Origin of the sequence: Nocardia sp. NPDC005745, assembly GCF_040630775.1 — a bacterium.
Lineage (GTDB): Bacteria > Actinomycetota > Actinomycetes > Mycobacteriales > Mycobacteriaceae > Nocardia.
The window spans coordinates 138,983-158,860 of record NZ_JBEXYF010000014.1 but is presented as its reverse complement, the minus strand read 5'-3'; the positions used below and the strand labels follow the sequence as shown (position 1 = coordinate 158,860).

18 protein-coding genes and 1 tRNA gene are annotated in these 19,878 nt (G+C 68.5%); 11 read left to right on the top strand and 8 right to left on the bottom strand.

Translation table 11 applies throughout. The features are described 5' to 3' along the window. Positions 1 to 22: 22 nt before the first annotated feature. From ABZ420_RS17140 to ABZ420_RS17130, 3 genes are all read right to left on the bottom strand, one after another. Positions 23 to 107, bottom strand: a tRNA-Ser gene (locus tag ABZ420_RS17140). Positions 108 to 131: 24 nt separating this feature from the next. Next, the gene (locus ABZ420_RS17135) at positions 132 to 542 is read right to left on the bottom strand and encodes a MarR family transcriptional regulator (RefSeq protein WP_357123355.1); all 411 of its coding nucleotides are present in this window, start codon (positions 540 to 542) and stop codon (positions 132 to 134) included. Between the two features lie 131 nt (positions 543 to 673). Further along, the gene (locus tag ABZ420_RS17130; RefSeq protein WP_357123232.1) at positions 674 to 1,852 is read right to left on the bottom strand and encodes a lactate 2-monooxygenase; all 1,179 of its coding nucleotides are present in this window, start codon (positions 1,850 to 1,852) and stop codon (positions 674 to 676) included. Between the two features lie 137 nt (positions 1,853 to 1,989). Here ABZ420_RS17130 and ABZ420_RS17125 point away from each other — a divergent pair, with 137 nt between their 5' ends. Beyond that, positions 1,990 to 2,994 carry an NAD(P)H-quinone oxidoreductase gene (locus tag ABZ420_RS17125; protein ID WP_357123229.1) on the top strand — a complete coding sequence of 335 codons (1,005 nt, stop codon included), beginning with the start codon at positions 1,990 to 1,992 and terminating at the stop codon, positions 2,992 to 2,994. Between the two features lie 7 nt (positions 2,995 to 3,001). Here the strand turns inward: ABZ420_RS17125 and ABZ420_RS17120 are convergent, their stop codons facing one another. Beyond that, positions 3,002 to 4,204 carry a cysteine desulfurase-like protein gene (locus ABZ420_RS17120; RefSeq protein ID WP_040864285.1) on the bottom strand — a complete coding sequence of 401 codons (1,203 nt, stop codon included), beginning with the start codon at positions 4,202 to 4,204 and terminating at the stop codon, positions 3,002 to 3,004. Positions 4,205 to 4,455: 251 nt separating this feature from the next. Here ABZ420_RS17120 and ABZ420_RS17115 point away from each other — a divergent pair, with 251 nt between their 5' ends. From ABZ420_RS17115 to ABZ420_RS17085, 7 genes are all read left to right on the top strand, one after another. After that, the gene (locus ABZ420_RS17115) at positions 4,456 to 5,061 is read left to right on the top strand and encodes a bacterial proteasome activator family protein (protein WP_357123226.1); all 606 of its coding nucleotides are present in this window, start codon (positions 4,456 to 4,458) and stop codon (positions 5,059 to 5,061) included. Between the two features lie 258 nt (positions 5,062 to 5,319). Beyond that, positions 5,320 to 6,144: an ABC transporter permease gene (locus ABZ420_RS17110; protein WP_085994814.1), complete on the top strand. Its 825-nt coding sequence runs from the start codon at positions 5,320 to 5,322 to the stop codon at positions 6,142 to 6,144. 11 nt (positions 6,145 to 6,155) lie between these two features. Beyond that, positions 6,156 to 6,992, top strand: coding sequence for an ABC transporter ATP-binding protein (locus ABZ420_RS17105; RefSeq protein WP_040864282.1), 837 nt, complete (start codon positions 6,156 to 6,158; stop codon positions 6,990 to 6,992). After that, positions 6,989 to 8,017 carry a glycosyltransferase family 2 protein gene (locus ABZ420_RS17100; RefSeq protein ID WP_357123223.1) on the top strand — a complete coding sequence of 343 codons (1,029 nt, stop codon included), beginning with the start codon at positions 6,989 to 6,991 and terminating at the stop codon, positions 8,015 to 8,017. The genes ABZ420_RS17105 and ABZ420_RS17100 overlap by 4 nt, the downstream gene beginning before the upstream one ends. A 251-nt stretch (positions 8,018 to 8,268) precedes the next feature. Then, positions 8,269 to 9,315 carry a ribosome small subunit-dependent GTPase A gene (gene rsgA / locus ABZ420_RS17095; protein WP_357123220.1) on the top strand — a complete coding sequence of 349 codons (1,047 nt, stop codon included), beginning with the start codon at positions 8,269 to 8,271 and terminating at the stop codon, positions 9,313 to 9,315. Positions 9,316 to 9,371: 56 nt separating this feature from the next. Further along, positions 9,372 to 10,061: a hypothetical protein gene (locus ABZ420_RS17090; protein WP_357123217.1), complete on the top strand. Its 690-nt coding sequence runs from the start codon at positions 9,372 to 9,374 to the stop codon at positions 10,059 to 10,061. Between the two features lie 146 nt (positions 10,062 to 10,207). Beyond that, positions 10,208 to 11,059, top strand: coding sequence for an NAD(P)-dependent oxidoreductase (locus ABZ420_RS17085; protein WP_357123214.1), 852 nt, complete (start codon positions 10,208 to 10,210; stop codon positions 11,057 to 11,059). Positions 11,060 to 11,162: 103 nt separating this feature from the next. Here the strand turns inward: ABZ420_RS17085 and ABZ420_RS17080 are convergent, their stop codons facing one another. Beyond that, positions 11,163 to 13,079, bottom strand: coding sequence for a glycosyltransferase (locus tag ABZ420_RS17080; protein WP_357123211.1), 1,917 nt, complete (start codon positions 13,077 to 13,079; stop codon positions 11,163 to 11,165). 134 nt (positions 13,080 to 13,213) lie between these two features. Further along, a complete protein-coding gene (locus tag ABZ420_RS17075) occupies positions 13,214 to 13,750 on the bottom strand; it encodes a GtrA family protein (RefSeq protein WP_085994808.1) in 537 nt (178 codons plus the stop codon). A gap of 147 nt (positions 13,751 to 13,897) precedes the next feature. Here ABZ420_RS17075 and ABZ420_RS17070 point away from each other — a divergent pair, with 147 nt between their 5' ends. Then, positions 13,898 to 14,890: a glycosyltransferase gene (locus ABZ420_RS17070; RefSeq protein ID WP_040864279.1), complete on the top strand. Its 993-nt coding sequence runs from the start codon at positions 13,898 to 13,900 to the stop codon at positions 14,888 to 14,890. Continuing rightward, entirely contained in the window at positions 14,887 to 16,482 is a 1,596-nt protein-coding gene (locus ABZ420_RS17065) for a DUF2142 domain-containing protein (RefSeq protein WP_357123208.1), read from the top strand. Before ABZ420_RS17070 ends, ABZ420_RS17065 begins: the two co-directional genes overlap by 4 nt. 49 nt (positions 16,483 to 16,531) lie before the next feature. On the opposite strand, the gene rfbB is transcribed toward ABZ420_RS17065, so the two are convergent. Continuing rightward, complete coding sequence (rfbB, locus tag ABZ420_RS17060; RefSeq protein ID WP_357123205.1) at positions 16,532 to 17,548, bottom strand: dTDP-glucose 4,6-dehydratase; 1,017 nt, start codon at positions 17,546 to 17,548, stop codon at positions 16,532 to 16,534. Between the two features lie 305 nt (positions 17,549 to 17,853). Here rfbB and ABZ420_RS17055 point away from each other — a divergent pair, with 305 nt between their 5' ends. Then, the gene (locus ABZ420_RS17055; RefSeq protein WP_357123202.1) at positions 17,854 to 18,561 is read left to right on the top strand and encodes a hypothetical protein; all 708 of its coding nucleotides are present in this window, start codon (positions 17,854 to 17,856) and stop codon (positions 18,559 to 18,561) included. Between the two features lie 162 nt (positions 18,562 to 18,723). Here the strand turns inward: ABZ420_RS17055 and ABZ420_RS17050 are convergent, their stop codons facing one another. Further along, positions 18,724 to 19,713 carry an alpha/beta hydrolase gene (locus ABZ420_RS17050; RefSeq protein ID WP_357123199.1) on the bottom strand — a complete coding sequence of 330 codons (990 nt, stop codon included), beginning with the start codon at positions 19,711 to 19,713 and terminating at the stop codon, positions 18,724 to 18,726. Between the last annotated feature and the right edge of the window lie 165 nt (positions 19,714 to 19,878).

The following is a 19,878-nucleotide window of genomic DNA, read 5'->3' as shown; positions in this document are numbered from 1 at the left end:
CACGGGTCGGCGACGAGTGGAGCGGAGACGGAGGGATTTGAACCCCCGGTCGCTCTCGCGACGCTCGCTTTCAAGGCGAGTGCATTCGGCCGCTCTGCCACGTCTCCAGGGAACCGATCGTAGCCGACGGCTCAGCCGGAGTGCTTACCGATTTCCTCGTCCACGCGTCCGAATACGTCGCCGATCACCTCGAGCTGGGCCGGGGCGAGCAGGTCGATGAAGTGGCGGCGGACGGCTTCGACGTGGCCGGGCGCGGCGGCTTGCAGGCGGCGCAGGCCCTCGTCGGTGAGTTCGGCGAGCACGCCGCGGCCGTCTTCCAGGCAGGTGTTGCGGCGGACCATCTGCTGCGCCTCCAGCCGCCGGATCTGATGGGTGAGCTTGCTGCGCGAGGACAGCACGCCGTCGGCCAGCTCGCTCATCCGCAGCGAGCGGTCGGGAGCCTCCGAGAGCAGAACCAGAATCCGGTATTCGGCGACGGACAGGTCGCTGTCCCGCTGCAACTGACGATTCAGCGCCGTCATCAGGCGCTGGTGGCCGTCCATGTAGGCGCGCCAGGCGCGCTGCTGCGCCGGGGTGAGCCAGCGTGGCTCGGCCAGGACGCGACCGCTCGGTTCGGGATGCACGGTGGCCATTCTATGCTCGGCTAACTGCGGAAATGGGCAACTATCGCAGGTCAGCGCACCGTGGACAGCAGGGCGCGGTTCACCGCGACCGCACTCGTGCATCCGGAGAGGCCGAGCGCGGAGTCGAAATCGGCGAGCAGTGTCCGCAGCGCGTGCCTGACCCCTGCCGCGCCCGCGAGGCCGAGTCCGTAAGCCCACGGCCGCCCGTACAGCACCGCCTTCGCTCCCAAGGCCAAGGCGATGAGCACGTCGGAACCGGTGCGCGGACCGGAATCGAACAGCACGTCGGCGCGGTCGCCGATGGTGGCCACTACCGCGGGCAATGCGTCCAGCGCCGCGATCGAGCCGTCCACCTGGCGGCCGCCGTGATTGCTCACCACCACCGCGTCGGCGCCCGCGTCCACCACCTGGCGCGCGTCGTCGGGATGCAGGATGCCCTTCACCGCGATCGGGAGGTCGGTCCACTCGCGCAGACGTGCGAGGTCGGCGGGCCGCAGCGTGTGATTGCCGAAGAGTCCGACCCAGGTGAGGATGGCCGTTCGCATCGCATCCTCGCTCTCCTCCGGCGGGGCGGGCAGCTTGGCCCGGAACACCGGGTCGGACAGATAGTTGGCGATGCCCTTGCCGTGCAGGAACGGCAGGTGCGCCTGCTCCAGGTCGCGCGGACGCCAGCCCAGCGTCGGGGTGTCCACGGTGACCACGATCGCCGAGGCCCCGGCCCGCTCGGCGCGCCGGACGAACGAGCAGGCCAGTTCGTCGTCGGCGGGCCAGTACAGCTGATACCACCACGCTCCGGCCGCGGCGCCGACGTCCTCGATGGTCGAGGAGGCGGCGGTGGACAGCACCGTGCCGATGCCGAGTTCCTTGGTGACCTCGGCGACGATCACCTCACCGCCCTCGTGCAGCAGTTCGAGGACGCCGATCGGCGCGGTGAGCACGGGCGCGGCAAGCTTCGTACCGAGCACCTCGACGGACAGATCGCGGACGCCGGGCCCGGCGGAGCCGCGCAGCATTCGCGGCAGGATGCGATAGCGGTCGAAGGCCGACCGGTTGGCCGCGGCGGTGCGCTCCGCGGACGCGCTGCCCGCGACGTAGGCGAAGGCGGCCGGATCGAGCCGCTCCCGCGCGAGCGTCTCCAGACCCGCGGCGGTCATGGGCAATTCGGGTGTCGAGCCACCCAGACCGCCCAGGTAGATCTCGTTCTGGAAATCGATGAAGCCGCCACTCACCACCGGAACGGTAGTCCGTGACGCCGGTCACCGCAGGCCGCTTGCGGGATTGCGTTTCCGCGGCACGTTTCCCTCCCAGATCCCCTGCGCAAGGGGGCAGCGCGCAACCGCCGCTGCGGGCGGAGCACTATGGCACGGTGCGCGCGATAGTTCTGAAAGGTTCCGGCGGTCCCGAGGTCATGTCCTTGTCGGAGGTGCCGGATCCGGAGCCCGGACACGGCGAAGTGCTGATCGAGGTGGACGCGGCGGGCGTCAATCGGGCCGATCTGTTGCAGCGTCAGGGCTACTACCCGCCCCCGCCGGGAGCAAGCCCGCTGCTCGGCCTCGAATGCTCCGGTGTGATCGCCGAACTCGGCGACGGAGTGCGGGAGTGGGCGGTCGGCGATCGAGTCTGCGCGCTGCTGTCCGGCGGCGGTTACGCCGAGCGGGTCGTGGTGCCTGCGACCCAGGTGCTTCCGGTTCCCGACGCCCTGGACTTGGGCGCGGCGGCCGGGCTGCCCGAAGTGGCGGCGACCGTGTGGTCGAACCTGGTGATGACCGCGCGTCTGCGGGCCGATCAGCTGGTGTTGGTGCACGGTGGCGGGAGCGGGATCGGCACGCATGCCATTCAGGTCGCCAAAGCTCTCGGCGCGCGGGTGGCGGTGACCGCTGGCTCGGCGGACAAGCTGGCGCGGTGCGCGGAGCTGGGGGCGGACGTACTGATCAATTACAAGGAGGACGATTTCGTCGCCGTCGTGCGCGCCCAGCGATCGAGCGCGGGCGGCATCGGCGCGGACGTCATCCTGGACAACATGGGCGCGGCCTACCTGGGACGGAACGTCGACGCGCTGGCCGAGCACGGCCGTCTCGTGGTGATCGGCATGCAGGGTGGCGTGTCCGCGGAGCTGAACCTGGGTGTCCTGTTGCGCAAGTGGGGCACCGTGCACGCCACCAACGTGCGCGCGCGGCCCGCGACCGGCGTCGGCAGTAAAGCCGAGATCGTGGGCGAGGTGCGCAGGCAGCTGTGGCCGCTGGTCGCCGACGGCACGGTGGCGCCGGTCATCGCCGCCGAACTGCCGATCGAGGAGGCCGCCGAAGCACACCGGCTGCTGGACTCCGGCGAGGTGTTCGGCAAGGTGGTGCTGCGGGTACGGGAGCTGTGAGCGCCGCTCACTCCAGCGCCAGCAGGGCCCTGCCGAGCTGGTCGATCTCGAACTTGGTGGTGTAGGGCGCGAGGCCGATGGTCACCGCGCCGCCTTCGTCGTTGACGCCGAGCGCGTCCAGCAGCCTGCTGCCGCCGTGCACGCCGCTCACCGTGCCGATCCGGTTGTCGGCGAGCTTCGCCGCGACCTTCTCCGCCTGCATGCCGCCGAGCGTGAAGCTGACCGTGGGGATGCGGGTGGACGCGCGGCCGATCACAGTGAGACCGGGGATCGAGTCGAGCACGCTCATCAAGTGCTCGAACAGCTGGTCGTGGTAGTCCTGCAACGACGTGATCGACATCTCCAGGCGCTCGCGCCGGGTGCCGCGCGCCCGCTCGTCCAGCCCGGCCAGGAAGTCGATGGAGGTGGTCAGGCCCGCCAGCAGCGCGTACTGGTGCCCGCCGACCTCGAGCCGCTCGGCGCCCTTGGCGTAGGGGTTCAAGGACATGGACGGAATCCGGTCCAGGAAGGCAGGGTCACGGAAGACCAGCGCGCCGATCTGCGGACCGCCCCACGCCGGTGCGCTCAGCGCGACGACGTCGGCGTTCAGTTCGTCGATGTCGATCAGCGCGTAGGGCGCGGCGCCGAAGGCGTCGGCCACCAGCAGCCCGCCCACTTCGTGCACCCGGTCCGCGGCCACCCGGACGGCGGGGGCGGAGCCGACGATCGGCGAGGCGGCGGTGAGCGCGACCAGCCGCGCTGTGGGCCCGATCAGTTCCTCGAACTGCCAGGACGGCATCTCGCAGGTCTCGATCTCCACCTCGGCCCAGCGCACGTGCGCGCCGTAGCGGTTGGCGATGCGCAGCCACGGCGCGACGTTGGCCTCGTCGTCCAGCCGGGAGAGCACGATGCCGGTGCCGAGGCCTAGGCGAGAACTCAGCGATTCGGCGAGCCAGGCCAGCAGGACCGCGCGGTCGGGGCCGAGTACGACACCCGCCGGGTCGCCGCCGACGAGGTCCGCCACGGCCTCGCGGGCCGCGTCCAGAATCGCCGCGCTGCGCACCGCGGCGCCGTTGCGGCCGATATGTGAGAAGGAGGAGGTTCGGAAACCCGTTGACACGGCGCGGGATACCGCGTCCGGAACCAGCATGCCCGCTTGCGGGTCGAGATGGATCCAGCCGTCGCCCAGGGACGGTATCAGGCCCCGAACCCTCGCGACGTCGTAAGTCATGCTGGCCACTCTAAGGGCAGCGGACGAGCCTGTGTAACCGCGTTCCCCTCCACATCGTGGCGGGAGCACAGCAACCTGGGACTCAGCATGGCGACCGACTTTCGACAAATCCGAACCACACGACCCGAACAGAATAGAACGCCGACCTCCAGCGGCGACGTGGACCGGCGGCGCGCGCCGGACCGTGCCGCGAGCGCGGCCCGGGAGCACCGGCTTAGCGCGTTCGGACCGGACACGACATGATAGGGACCATGACGCACTCGGACGAGACACCGGACCACATCGTCGTTGTCGGACCCGACGGCAGGCCCCTGGCCATTCCGGCGGTAGCCGGATCGGAGGCGCCCTTCACCGCCCAGGTCGTGACCGACGACGACAGTAAGGACAAGTCGGACGACCGGGACGACTCCGGCGAATCGCTCGCCGACATGGTCGAGCAGCCCGCGAAGGTCATGCGGATCGGCACCATGATCAAGCAGCTGCTCGAGGAGGTGCGCGCGGCTCCGCTGGACGACGCCAGCCGCAATCGGCTCAAGCAGATCCACAAGTCCTCGGTGCGGGAGCTGGAGCAGGGGCTCGCCCCCGAGCTGCGGGAGGAACTCGAGCGGCTCACGCTGCCGTTCACCGAGGACGCCGTGCCGTCCGACGCCGAGCTGCGGATCGCGCAGGCCCAGCTGGTCGGCTGGCTGGAGGGCCTGTTCCACGGCATCCAGACCGCGCTGTTCGCCCAGCAGATGGCCGCGCGCGCCCAGCTCGAACAGATGCGGCAGGGCGCGTTGCCGCCCGGCATCACCACCGTCGACCCGCGCGCCGGCCAAGCGAGTCACGTCACCGGCGGGTCCGGCCAGTACCTGTGAGCGTGTGCCACTCGGTGGCGCGAGGCCGCAAGGGTAGTCTCGTGCACCGTGCCCGCCGCTGCCGCTCGCTCCGACTCGGTCTCCGATCCGAGTGCGGTGCGTCCTGAAGAGAGCTCAGTTGGTTCCGATGACCAAGCGCGTTCAGATGACACCTCGCCCGAGCACACGGCGCCGTCCGGCGACGACTCGCAGGAGCGTCCGGTGAACGCGGCCACCCCGGAGACGGAGACGTTGCACGCGGGAGCCACCGAGGCGAAGATCGTGCCGGACTCCCAGACGTTCCGGCGCGCGTTCCAGGATTTCGCGGGCGGGTTCGCGCAGCGCGAGCTGTGGCTGTCGCTGGGCTGGCAGGACATCAAGCAGCGCTACCGCCGCTCGGTGCTCGGCCCGTTCTGGATCACCATCGCCACCGGCTTGCAGGCCGTGGCGATGGGTGTGCTGTACGCGGCGCTGCTCGGCCAGCCGCTGCGCGAGTACCTGCCGTACGTGACGGTCGGGCTGATCATCTGGAACGTGATCAGCGCGAGCATCCTGGAGGGCTCGGAGGTCTTCATCGCCAACGAGGGCCTGATCAAGCAGCTTCCTTCCGCGCTCAGCGTGCACGTCTACCGGATGGTGTGGCGGCAGCTGCTGTTCTTCGCCCACAACATGGTCATCTACCTGGTGATGCTCGCCGCGTTCGGCGTCTGGCGGCACCTCGGGGTGGCCAGCCTGATGGCGATCCCGGCGATCGCGCTGATCTTCCTGAATTCCATGTGGGTGTCGATCGTCTTCGGCATCTTCAGCACCCGCTACCGCGACATCGCGCCGATTCTCGGCAGCACCACGCTGATGCTCTTCGTGCTGACGCCGGTCATGTGGACGACCAAGACCCTGCAATCGCAGATCGGCACCGGCGACCGCGCGAAACTGGCCGAACTCGTGCCGACATTCCACTATCTCGAGATCGTCCGGGCGCCGTTGCTCGGCGAGCCGCAGGAGCTGCGGCACTGGGTGATCGTCGGCACGATCACCCTGGTCGGCTGGATCGTGGCGATCTTCGCCATGAAGCAGTACCGTTCGCGCGTACCGTACTGGGTATAGGAGCGCCCCCGATGAGTCGTGTGAGTATCGAGACCCAGGAGGCGTGGGTCGAATTCCCGATCTTCGACGCCAAATCGCGGTCGTTGAAAAAAGCGTTCCTCGGTAAAGCGGGCGGCGCGATCGGGCGCAATCAGTCCGATGTCGTCGTGGTCGAAGCCCTTCGGGAGATCAATCTCTCGTTGAAGGAAGGCGACCGGGTCGGCCTGGTCGGGCACAACGGCGCGGGTAAGTCGACGCTGCTGCGCCTGCTTTCCGGCATCTACGAACCGTCGCGCGGCAGTGCGCGCATCCGCGGGCGGGTGGCGCCGGTGTTCGACCTCGGCGTCGGCATGGATCCCGAGATCTCCGGCTACGAGAACATCATCATCCGTGGCCTGTTCCTCGGGCAGACGCGTAAGCAGATGCTGGCGAAGATCGATGAGATCGCGGATTTCACCGAGCTCGGCGAATACCTGTCCATGCCGCTGCGCACCTATTCCACCGGTATGCGGGTGCGCCTGGCGATGGGCGTGGTCACCTCGATCGATCCGGAGATCCTGCTGCTGGACGAGGGTATCGGCGCCGTCGACGCGGAATTCATGAAGAAGGCCCGGCTGCGGTTGCAGTCCTTGGTGGCGCGTTCCGGCATCCTGGTTTTCGCCAGCCATTCCAACGAATTCCTCGCGCAGCTGTGCGATACGGCGCTGTGGATCGACCACGGCCAGATCCGCTTGCGCGGCGGCATCGAAGAAGTGGTGCGAGCCTATGAGGGGCCGGACGCGGGGAATCACGTCGCGACCGTGCTGCGCGAAATGGAAGCCGAGCGGGCCGTGACTAACGAACGAGAATTGGAGCGGAACAAGGCATGAGTGAGCCGACCGGGCAGGACACCCCGATCGACGAAGGGGCGCAGGCCCGGATCGGCTCGGCGTCGGAGGAGAGCGTCGAGTTCGACGCCCCCGCCGCCCCGCTCCCTGCGAAATCCGCTGCGACGGCCTCGGATTCGCCGCAGCGCGTCGTGGCGGTCGTGGTCACGCACAAGCGCCGTGAACTGCTCGCCGAGTCGCTCAAAGTCGTCGCGTCCCAGTCCCGGCCGGTGGATCACCTGATCGTGATCGACAACGGCAACGAGGCGGAGGTCGCCGACCTGGTGCGCGACCAGCCGGTGGAGTCCACCTACCTGGGCTCGGCGCACAACCTCGGCGGCGCGGGCGGCTTCGCGCTAGGCATGCTGCACGCGCTGAGCATCGGCGCGGACTGGGTGTGGCTCGCCGACGACGACGGCAGGCCCGAAGGCCCCGATGTGCTGTCCACCCTGCTGGACTGCGCGAAGCGGCACGGCCTGGTCGAGGTCTCACCCGTGGTCTGCGACATCGATGAGCCCGACCGTCTCGCCTTCCCGCTGCGCCGCGGCGTGGTCTGGCGCAGACTGCGCTCGGAACTCGGTGACGAGGATTTCCTGCCCGGCATCGCCTCGCTGTTCAACGGCGCGCTGATCTCCGCGCAGGCGGTCGACGTGATCGGCGTGCCGGACCTGCGCCTTTTCGTGCGCGGCGACGAGGTCGAGGTGCATCGCAGGCTGGTGCGCTCCGGACTGCCGTTCGGCACCTGCCTGCAGACGGCGTATCTGCACCCCAACGGCGCGGCCGAGTTCAAGCCGATCCTCGGCGGCCGGATGCACACGCAGTACCCGGACGATCCGGTGAAGCGCTACTTCACCTACCGCAACCGCGGCTATCTGATGTCCCAGCCGGGTATGCGAAAACTGCTTCCCCAGGAATGGGTTCGCTTCTCCTGGTTCTTCCTGGTCACCCGCCGTGACCCCGCAGGCCTGCGCGAATGGTTCCACCTTCGCTCCCTCGGCCGCCATGAGCAGTTCGGCAAACCCGACTGATCCGCCGCGGGTCGCGCCGTCGGCGGTGCGCGGCCACGGAAGTCGGAAATTCGGTTGTGCCGGGCGGGGGCCGGGTGCGAGAGTGGGTCGACTGCGAGAGCGGAAGGAGGTGTGGACCGTGACGAGGAACGTGCGGATTGTCGTGTCCGGGCGAGCTGATCTCAGTCGCGCCGCCACACGAGACTCCACCTCATTCTCCGCTCGCTGAACCCTGGTCGGGTTCGGCGCCCGACGAAGGATTCCTTCCCATCATGGTCGACCACGACCTTCTCGTCCCTTACGGCTGGACCGAAGCCGTTTCCGCCCGATACTCCTCGATGATCGAGGACGGTTGTGTGCCCGCGCGGGTGATCCGCATGGATCGCAGTGAATGCGATGTAGCCACACCGAACGGGCTCGCACGTGCCCGCTGCCCGCGCTCGGATTCCGAGGTCAGCGGGCTGTGCACCGGTGATTGGGTGACCGTCGACGCCACGTCGGCCGTGCGGCGCTTGCTGCCGCGCCGATCGGCGATCGTGCGCTCGTCGGTTTCCGGCCGGTCGCAGGGCCAGGTGCTCGCCGCCAATGTCGACACCGTCCTGATCTGCACCGCCGCCGACGGCGATGTGGACCTCGGCCGCATCGAACGCATGCTCGCGCTGGCCTGGGAGAGCGACGCCCAGCCGATCGTGCTGCTCACCAAGGCCGACGCGGCCGACGACCTCCCGCTCGACGAGGTGCGCGCCGTCGCGCCGGGCGCCGCTGTGCTCGAGGTGAGCGCGAACACGGGCTCGGGGCTCGATGTGCTCACCGCGATGCTCGACGGCACCGTCGCACTGCTCGGACCCTCCGGTGCTGGGAAGTCGACCCTCGCCAACGCGCTGCTGGGCGCGGAGATCTTCGCCACCAACGCGGTCCGCGACGCGGACAAGAAAGGCAGGCACACCACGGTGCACCGGGAACTGCGCCCGCTGCCCGGCGGCGGCACCCTGATCGATACGCCGGGGCTGCGCGGCATCGGGCTGTGGGACGCCACCGAAGGCATCGAGAAGACCTTCAGTGACATCGAATCCTTCGCCGCCCAGTGCCGTTTCGGCGATTGCGCGCACCGCGGCGAACCGGGGTGCGCGGTGCGGGAGGCGATCGATAGCGGCGAGCTCACCCAGCGCAGGCTCGACAGCTACAACAAGCTGGCGCGCGAGAACGAGTGGATGCAGGCGCGCACCGACAAGCGGCTGCGAGCCGAACGCGAGCGGGCCTGGCGAGACGTCACCAAGCAACATCGGAAGATGTTCCGGGAGCGGAACTCGCGACGCTGACCGTGCGGGGGCACGGTAGGGTGCCCCTCGCATCGTTCGCTATCTGGGAGGGATAGATGAGTCAACCCGGCGGGTATCCGCCACACGGCCAGCAGCCCGGTTCATGGCCTGGGCAGCCGGCGTTCGGTCAGCAGCCACCCGTCGGTCAGTACCCGCCGCAGGCGCCCGCGCAGTACGCGCCCCCTCCGGGGCAGCATCCGAGCCAACCGCATCTCGCCCAGCCGCAGGCGGGGCAGCCGCCGTACGGGCAACCGCAATTCGGCCAGCCCGCACCGCAGTACGGTCAGCCACAGCCATACGGGCAGCCGCAACCGTACGGGCAGCCGCAGCAGTTCGCACCGCAGCAGGGTTACGGCCAACCCGCCGATCCGCCGGGCATCACCATCGATGCCTCGTACTCGATCTGGACGTTCCTGCTCGCGCTGACCAAGCCGAAGATCCTGGTCAACGGCCAGCGGGTGCCCAACACCCGATGGGGCGCGAACCACATCCCGGTCGGGCCGGGCCAGTACCACGTCCGGGTCGCCACCCCGTGGTTGTTCGACATGGGTCCGGCGAACGTCACCGTGCCGATCGCCGAGGGACAGGCCGCGCGGTTCTACTACAAGCCGCCGGTTGTGATCTTCCTCAACGGCGCGATCGGACCGGTTCCGCAGAAGGCGCCGGGCATGCTGTTCCTCTACATCGTCTGGGCACTGGTCGGACTGATGTTCCTACTGAACATCGTGCTCATCGCCACGATCTGAGCCGCGGCCGGAGGGCGCCGGCACGCCGGCGCCCTCTCTCCGAACACCCTATGCAACTGGTTGCATAAGGGCGAGGTTTACGCTTAGTCTGCAAGCGCGTACAGCCGAGGGCCGGTGCTCGCGGCGGAAACGAAGGAGCAGGTCAGATGACGGAATCGGGATCAAAGCCGCTAGCGGGCCGCACGATGATCATGTCCGGCGGCAGCCGCGGCATCGGGCTGGAGATCGCCAAGCGGGCCGCGGCGGACGGCGCCAACATCACCCTGATCGCGAAGACCGATCAGCCGCATCCGAAGCTGCCCGGCACGATCCACACCGCCGCCGCGGAACTCGAGGCGGCCGGCGGCCAGGTACTGCCGTTCGTGGGCGACGTCCGCATCGACGAGTCGGTGGCCGAGGCGGTGCGCCGGACGGTCGAGCGCTTCGGCGGCATCGACATCGTGGTGAACAACGCCTCGGCGATCGACCTGTCCCCCACGGACGCGCTGCCGATGAAGAAGTACGACCTGATGCAGGACATCAACTGCCGGGGCAGCTTCCTGCTGTCCAAGCTGAGCATCCCGCATCTGCGCGAATCGGCGAAGGCCGGGCGCAACCCGCACATCCTCACCCTGTCGCCGCCGCTGAACCTCGACCCCAAATGGGCGGGCGCGTCGCTGGGCTACACCATCGCCAAGTACGGCATGTCGCTGACCACGCTGGGCCTGGCCGAGGAACTCAAGGGCGACGGCATCGGCGTCAACTCGCTGTGGCCGCGCACCACCATCGCGACGGCCGCGGTGAAGAACCTGCTCGGCGGCGAGGAGATGGTCTCCACCTCGCGCACCCCCGACATCTACGCCGACGCCGCCTACCTGGTGCTCACCTCGCCCGGCAAGGAGACCAGCGGCAACTTCTTCATCGATGACGAAATCCTGGCCGCGCACGGCATCACCGATCTGGACAAGTACCGCGTCACCCCGGGCGACGGCGAACTCACCACAGATCTCTTTCTCTGACTCGCCGGCTGCCGCGACGAGAACGCTCGCGCGGCAACCGGTTTCGTGAAAAGTGTCGGGCGCCCCGAGGCCGTTCGCGGCTTCGGGGCGCCCGGTCTCCGGCCTACGTGCGAGGAGTGGTGGGCCCCTCGATCCCGTACAGCCGCTCCCAGTTCTCCCGGCTGGTCAGTTCCGGCATGGCGGCGCGGTACTGCTCCTGCAACGCGGGCAGTTCCCGGCGCAGACGACGCAGCACACGCACCATCCGGCGCAGCAACTGAAGCGCGCGGGCCTTGTCGCGCCTGCGCACCCGGACGCCGGACTGCGAGGCGTCGGTGACCACTACGTGGTCGAACAGCGAGACATGCCACCAGTAGGCGTCTTCCCTGGTGACGCCGATGATGCCGTGCTGGGTACGGCCGAGCCACTGATTGATCGCGCGCTTGATCAGCACCAGCAGCACGCGACTGGGTTCGCCACCGGCACGGCGCAATTGGATGTCGGCCGAGCGGACCGGCGGCGTCGCGGCCGGGTGCTTGATCGTCTCGGCGTAATCCGCCCGGCTCGTGCGCGCGGCTGCCAGCGCTTCGATACCGCCGTCCCGCAGCACCTTCGGGCCCTTCAGGAAGTCCTCGATGCCCTGCAATGTGGTGTGCACCAGGCCGTACTGCATCGCGACCAGCTGCTCGGACATCTCCCGGAACAGCTTCCGGCTGATCTCCTTACCGTCCAGCTCCGTGTGCATCGAGCCGACGATCAGCGAGTTGCGCGTGCTGAAGTAGCGCGCCCAGTCGTCGTAGTCCTTCCAGTAGAAGTCCGCGTGCCAGACCGCGGCGTTGGGGAGCGTGACGGTGACGAAACCGTGCTCGCGCGCCCGGACGCCGTATTCCACGTCGTCCCACTGGAAGAAGATCGGGATCGGCAGCCCGATCTTCGCGACCACCTCGGCCGGGATCAGGCAGGTCCACCAGGCGTTGTAGCCCGCGTCGACGCGGCGCTCCTGGTTCTTCTTCAACATGCTGGTGTTGCGCAGCGCCTTCGGCACCTTCTGGCCGTGCCGCAGCCGGTTCAGATGCACCTCCTCCGCGCCGACGTTGAGGTAGTCGGGGTTGAGCAGGAACAGCATCTGCGCGCCGACCAGGGTCGGCTCGACCGTCAGGTTGGCGAACGCGTTCAGCCGCAGCACCGTCTCCGGCTCGCACAGGATGTCGTCGTCCATCAGGATGACGTCGGCGTGCTCGTTGACCGCCGACACCTCGTAGAGCCCGCGGGTGAATCCGCCCGCGCCGCCGAGGTTCGGCTGGCGAAGGTAGCGCAGCTTCTCGCCGAGGACCGGTGCGACCTCCTGGTAGCGCGGCCGGTTCTCGACCAGATCGGTGCCCTGGTCGACCACGTACACCGCGTCGATCGCGTCGATCACGGTCGGGTCGGAGGCGAGCGCCGCGACCGTCTCGGCGCAGTCGGCCGCGCGGTTGAAGGTGCAGATCGCGATGGCGACCGGGCGAACACGCTCCGGCGCGACGGCGGTCCAGCTCAGCTCCGCGATGCCGAGCGCGCCGCCGATGGCGTCGAACTCCAGCCACAGGGCGCCGCCGTCGACGTACTGGTCGAGCGGGGCGGTCAGCGTGACCGAACCGCTCGCGTCCACCCGGGCGGTGTCGATGATCCGGCGATGCCCCGCGATGTCGGAGGCCACCAGCCGGATTCTCGCCTTCGCGACCACCTCGAGCACCATGGTGGCCCGCACTTCGGTGACCGTGGTCCAGCGCTGCCAGTAGCTGGCGGCGAACCGGCCGAAATAGGTGTTCGTGTGCGCGGTGGCGCCCTTGTCCAACCGCAGGGTCTGGCGTTCCCGGTGCGCGCCGCCTTTCACGACGGCATACAGCTCGTCGCTCACCTTCGCCGACGGACCGGTGAAGATGCCGCGCTGGAGCACGAGCCGGTCCGGCGCCCGATGGTCGGCGCGCAGCGCGGCAGGCGCCTCAGCGGCCGTCGAGCGATCGTTTGTTTCGGTAACGGCCTCGATAGCCGACTGATCCATGAAATCCTCGAAATTTCTCATTGTGCCGGACGGGACAGACACGCCCCTCGATGCCTCACGGCGGGGGTGAGGATATCAACCGCCCTGTGCGCTTGCCCGCCGTACAGCCATGCCGACGTGTGCTCGAACCATTGCTAAACGTTCGCCGATTCGTTGTCGGTAGCGCCGCTCGTGCCCGCCCGCGCCCCGGTGAAGACGAATTTGTCGTAAGCCCAGAACCGGAACACCACGGCCACGATCTGCCCGATCAACGTACCGGAGATGTTGTCCGACAGCGGGCTGGACAGGTCCAGCACGTAGCGGGAGAAGCCGAGACAGCCCAGTTGCAGGCCGATCGCGACGACGTTGAACACGGCGTAGAGGAGGTACTCGCGTCCGGGATTGTCGGTTTGCTTGTGCGCGAAAGTCCACCATTTGTTGCCGAAATAGGTCACCACCGTCGCCACCGCGATCGCGATGATCTTGGCCGGAAGCGGGTAGTGATACAGCACGCCCTCGCCGCCCCAGAAGACCAGGAGGTTGTACGTGCCCGCGTCCACCAGGAAGCCGATCGCGCCGACCACCAGGAACGCCCCGCCTCTGCGCAGCGCGGTGAGCACCTTGCGCACGACCGTCGCGGTCTCCGGCGTCACTGGCTGGCCCGCGGGTGCGGTGGACTCACTGGATGGCACGGCCCGACGGTACCGCAGCCTCGGGCAACCGCCCGCGACGGGAAAATCGGCTCCCGCGCACGGTGAGGTCGGCCACGCACAAGCTGTGAGATCCCTGTACCCTCCCCGTGTTCCCACATTCACCACCGATCGCGAGGATTGACCCGGGTGGACTCCACCGAGCTCCGTATTGCCGCCGTGGTTCCGTGTCACAACGAAGAGGCCTCGGTCGCCAAGGTCGTGGCCGATCTGCAGGCCGCCGTGCCGGGGATCGTCGTCTACGTCTACGACAATCTGAGTACGGACGCCACCGCCGAGCGCGCCCGGGAGGCCGGAGCGATCGTGCGGCACGAGCACACCAAGGGCAAGGGCAATGTGGTGCGCCGCGCCTTCGCCGATATCGAAGCCGACGTGTACCTGATGGTCGACGGCGACGACACCTACGAGGCGTCGGCCGCGCCGCTGATGATCAAGACGCTGCTGGACGGCCCCTACGATCACGTGCTCGGCGTGCGCAAGCAGGACGAGGGCGCCTCCGCCTACCGCGCGGGCCACGAGACCGGCAACAGGGTGCTCAACGGCGTGGTCGGGAAGGTGTTCGGCGAGAACGTCGAGGACATGCTCTCCGGCTTCCGGGTGTTCTCCCGCCGTTTCGTGAAGAGCTTCCCCGCGGTGTCCCGGGAGTTCGAGATCGAGACCGAACTCACCGTGCATTCGCTGCACCTGCGGGTGCCGCAGACAGCGGTGCCGGTCGGCTTCCGCGATCGTCCGGCGGGCAGCGAGAGCAAGCTGCGCACCTATCACGACGGGTTCAAGATCCTCGCCCTGATCATCGGGCTGGCCCGGCACGAGCGTCCGGTGGCGTTCTACGGCCTGTTCGGCACGTTGAGCTGGCTGGTCTCGATCGTCCTGACCATTCCGATAATCGTCGAGTTCTACAACACCCACACGGTGCCCCGGTTCCCGACGCTGTTCCTCGCCTTCACCCTGCTGCTGCTGGGCAGCCTCGCCTGGACGGCGGGCCTCATCCTCGACGGCATCCGCCGCTCCCGCCACGAGGCCGCGCGCCTGGTCTACCTGCGCTACACCGCGGTGGGCGCGGACGATCCGCGGATCACCGGCGCCGGCGCCGCCGCCCGCGACGCCGGAGCCGGGCGTTGACGACCAAGGCGGATCCCACCTCGACGCCGGACAAGGATCTGGACGAGCCGACGGACACCGCACCACTACCCGCGACCGACACCGCGCCGCTACCCGCCGTCGACGCCGAGGCGGAGACTGCTCCCGGCACGGACCGGGCCCCGAAAGGCTTCGCAGGCCGCATGGTGACCCGGCTGGGCGGAGCGACGATCGCCTTCACCCTGCTTGCGACGATCTTCGGCGCGTTGTTCACCGTCCTCACCCCGCCGTTCTGGGGTCATGACGAGATCACCCAGTTCGGCCGCGCCTACCAGGTCGCGCACGGCGGTTTCCTGCCTCAGCGGATCCACGACGATCGCGGCATCGCCTACGGCGGCGACATCCCGTCCAGCATCACCGTGCTGATGGGCTACGCGTTGCAGGACTACACCACCAACCCGGACGAGCCGGATCCGATGGTGGGCGATCCGGCCCGCTACGACCGGTTGACGAGCGCCGCGGTGTCGGATGCCACCGAACCGGTCTGGTTCACCAATACCGCCGCTTACTCGCCGGTCCCCTACATTCCCGCCGCCATCGGCATCCGCCTCGGCGAACTCTTCGGGCTCGACGTGGGCGGCCTGCTGCTGCTCACCCGCCTGGCCGGGCTGGTGGCCTACCTCGTGGTGGTCGGGTTCGGCCTGTACGCCTTGCGCGCGCACCGGGTGCAGTGGTTGGCGTTCACCGTCGCCGTGCTGCCGATCGCGGTGTTCCAGGCGGGCACGGTCACCGCCGACACCATGACCAACGCGCTGGCCATCCTGGTCTCCGCACTGCTGGTGAAGGCCATGTTCCTCGGCGAGCGACTGGGCCGGGTGGAGATCGGCGCGCTGCTGGCCGCGACGATCCTGCTGCCGGTGAGCAAGCCCACCTATGTGCTGCTGGCATTGCTGGTCGCCTTGGTGCCCGCCGAACGGTTCGGTTTCAGCGGCCGGTGGCGCGGGATCCCGTGGATCTTCGCCGCGCTCGGCGCGCTCGCCTTCGCGGTGTGGATGAAGATCGCGGCACCGACCGGGGACGGGATGGGCCTGATGCGGCCGCCGCACCAGTGGCATTCGGTGCGTCCCGGCGATCAGCTCAGCGGCATCCTGCGCGACCCACCGGAATTCGTGCACGTGTTCGGCGAGAGCATCGCGCTGCGCGACCAGCGCTGGTTCAGCCAGTTCTTCGGCGAACTCGGCTTCGCCTACGTCGACGTGCCCGCCCTGTCGATGCTGGCCTGTCTGCTGGCGTTCGCGGTGAGTCTCGGCATCGCGGAACGGATGACGGCCCCGGCCTTCCGCCGCACCCTGATCGTCGCGCTCACCATGGCCGCCAGCGTCGCGATGATCTACGTGACGCTGTACATGTCGTTCACGCCGGTCGGCTACTACATCATCGATGGCGTGCAGGGCCGCTACTTCGTGCCGCTGGCGATCGTGACGCTCGCGGTGCTGCTGCGCTGGATGCCGCTGCGGCTCACCGATTCGACGGGCAAGACTCCGTCGGTGGGCCCGGCCGTCACCGTGCTGGTGGCATCCAGTGTCGCGCTGATCGCCGCGGCGGCGAAGTACTACACCATCGTCTGGGGCTGAGCCTCGATCGCGGCGCCTCGGAGCTGGTCCCCGGGGCGCCGTTGTCGTTTCAGTCGCCCGTCGCGCTGAGCGTCCGCTCCCCCGCCGCGGTGTAGGCCTGCTCGGTGGCCGCCTTGTATGGGCGCCACCAGGATTCGTTGTCCCGATACCACCGGATGGTCGCCGCGAGGCCGGCGCGGAAGTCCGCGTAGCGTGGCCGCCAACCGAGTTCGGAACGCAGCAACGTCGCGTCGATCGCGTAGCGCTGATCGTGGCCGGGCCGGTCGGTGACGTGATCGAAATCGTCGGGATCGCGGTCGAACTCGGCGAGGATCATCCGCACCACGGACTTGTTGTCGAGTTGGCCGTCGGCGCCGATCAGGTAGGTCTGCCCGATCCGGCCGTGGCGCAGGATCTCCCACACGGCGCGGTTGTGGTCCTCGACGTGAATCCAGTCGCGCACCTGGTGCCCCGCTCCGTAGAGCCGGGGACGCACCCCATCGATCAAGTTGGTGATCTGGCGCGGGATGAATTTCTCCACGTGCTGGTAGGGCCCGTAGTTGTTACTGCAGTTGGAGATGGTGGCGCGCACGCCGAACGAACGGGTCCACGCGCGCACCAGCAAATCGCTGGAGGCCTTGGTGGCCGAGTACGGGCTGGACGGGTTGTACGGGGTGGTCTCGGTGAACGCCGGGTCGTCGGGGGCCAGGTCGCCGTAGACCTCGTCGGTCGACACGTGGTGGTAGCGCACGTCGTGCCTGCGCACGGCTTGCAGCAGGGCATAGGTGCCGACGATATTCGTCTGCACGAACGGCCACGGCTCGGCGAGCGAGTTGTCGTTGTGCGATTCCGCGGCGAAGTGCACCACCGCGTCGACGCCACCGACCAGGTCGTCGACCAGATCTAGGTCGGCGATGTCACCGTGCACGAAGCGGATGCGGTCGGCCACCGGGTCGAGCGAGGCCCGGTTCCCGGCGTAGGTCAAGGCGTCGAGGACGACGACGGTCGCATCCGGGTGGTCGGACACGGTCTGCTGGACGAAGTTCGCGCCGATGAACCCGGCGCCGCCGGTGACGAGCAATCGCACCCCATGACTGTACGTGGGGCCGAGCCGAACCGGCGAAGGACTCGAAACCCGGTGCGGCCGAAAGCCACTCCAATATTTTGAACTGTGATGTTCGTCTCATTGACTTCCCAGCGAATGGAATTCTCGGATTGTTTTGTTCCGGAAAATGCCGGTCAGCGCCCACATTTCCGAGACCCCACCGAGCCGTGGGTCTCGATGGTGAACAAAATTTGAATAAACAGTCACAAGCGGTTCACCACGCGTTAGCTGGTCTAGATTTTGCTCGTCTAGTCCCCTCCGAACGTTCCGATTGAGGTTCGAAACAAATGCTGATGAGGAAATTCGCCGCGACGTCGGCACTGCTGATCGCCGCTCTCGGCGTCACCGCCGGCACCGTGAACGCGGCTCCGGCCCCCGAGGCCGATGGCGCGGTGAACTTCACCGCCCACGCGACCGACACCCAGTCCATCATCACGACCGATGCCGGTTCCATGGTCGTCGAGGATGGCACCTTCAAGGTCAAGGCCGCCAACGGCGACGTGCTGACCGGCATGCCGCTGACCTTCCGGGTGGACGACTTCGAGTTCCCGATCGCTGCCGAGATCGCGGACCGCACCGCCACCCTTACCCCCCAGTTCGACATTGCGCACGCGACCTACAAGCCGGTCGCCCTCCCCTTCGAGGACAAGGCGCCGTGGAAGACCGAGTACGACCGTGAGACGGCCGCCTTCAACCGCATGAAGGACACCATCTCGACCGGCGCCACCATCGGCACCCTGGTCGGCGGCATCGGGGGCGGTGCGATCGGTTGCGTGCTCGGCGGCATCGCGGGCGCCACCGTCGCCTCCGCGGCGATCGTCGGCCTGTTCGGCGCGTTCATCCCGGCCGCCGCCATCGGCTGCCTCGGCGGCATCGTCGCCGTCGGCGCCCTGGGCACCCTCGCGGGCCAGCTGCTGATCACCGCTCCGGTCGCGATCGGCGCCGCGATCCAGTACTTCACGACGATCAACCAGCCGTTCAACGCGCCGAAGTAATTCGCGAACGAACGCACAACTGAAAATCAGCGAAGCCCCGTCCGCGTGGACGGGGCTTCGCTTTTCCGAGGACGCGTCCGGCGCCGCGCAGCACTCCGGACAGGACGCGAGCCCCGTCCCGCCTGAAATGCGGGGCGAGGCTCGCCTCGAAAGGCCGGGCGGTCAAGCCGTCCGTGCCTGCTGGTCGTCCTCGATGCGGGCCCGCACGAACCGCGAGACCCGCGCCAGCGCCGCCCTGCTCTCCGGCAGGCCCGGCGCGATGCTCATGAAGGCGTGAACCTGGCCGCGCCACAGTTCCAGCGCGTTCGGCACGCCCGCCGCGGTGAGCCGCTGTGCCATCAATTCGGAGTCGAAGCGCAGCACCTCGTCCTCGGCAGCGATCAGCAGCACGGGGGGCAGCGCGGACAGCACCGCGTTGACCGGCGACAGCCTGGGATCGAGCGCCCCGTCGATCTCCGCGCCGATGCGCACCACCGCTTCCAGCGCCGACAGCGGGATATACGGATCCCGCGTCACATTCACATAGTCGCGCTTCGCCCCGTAGTCCAGGTCGAGCAGCGGGCTCAAGCCGACCAACCCGGCGGGCGCGGGCAGACCCGATTCCAGGGCGAGCAGCGCGGTCGCGAAGGTGAGGTATCCGCCCGCCGAGTCGCCCGCGAAGATGATCCGCCCCGGATCGGCGCCGTGACGCAGCAGCCAGCGATACGCGGCCAGGCAGTCGCGTACCGAGTCGGTGATCCGCGTGCCGGGCAGTTGGCGGTACTCGACGTTGATCACGGGCAGACCGGTGCGGCGGGCCAGGCTGGCCGCGATCGGGCGGTGGCTGCGGGTACTGCAGATCGCGAAGCCGCCGCCGTGCATATAGAGCACCGCGCCGTGGCGAAGCGCACGCGACGCACCGGCCGGGCGGATGATCTCCAGGCGGATACCGTGCAGCGACACCTGCTCCCGATCGATGCCGTGCGGCCGAGGACGCAACCGCGCCAGCCCGTCCACGGTGGCGGCGCCGAGAGGAATGGTCGTCCTGGTGACCGGGAAGGTTCGCAGCACCGGCCGGACCACGCCCATACAGGTGGCCAGCAGCAGCCGCGATTGCGCACTGGGGCCCTTCGGGTTCATCACCACGCCTGGCTCGCCGTCTCTGGTCGCCATCGCGCACCTACCTCACAACTGGTGCGCCGAATCACGACCGGGCCGAGGTCGCCCAGGCGAGCTGTCGGCGCTGACATCTCACGCGGTGTCTTTTCAGAACACCATGCGCATAGTGACCTACGCAACAGAATCGCTCGATCCGCGCCGCGGCGAAACAACCGTGAC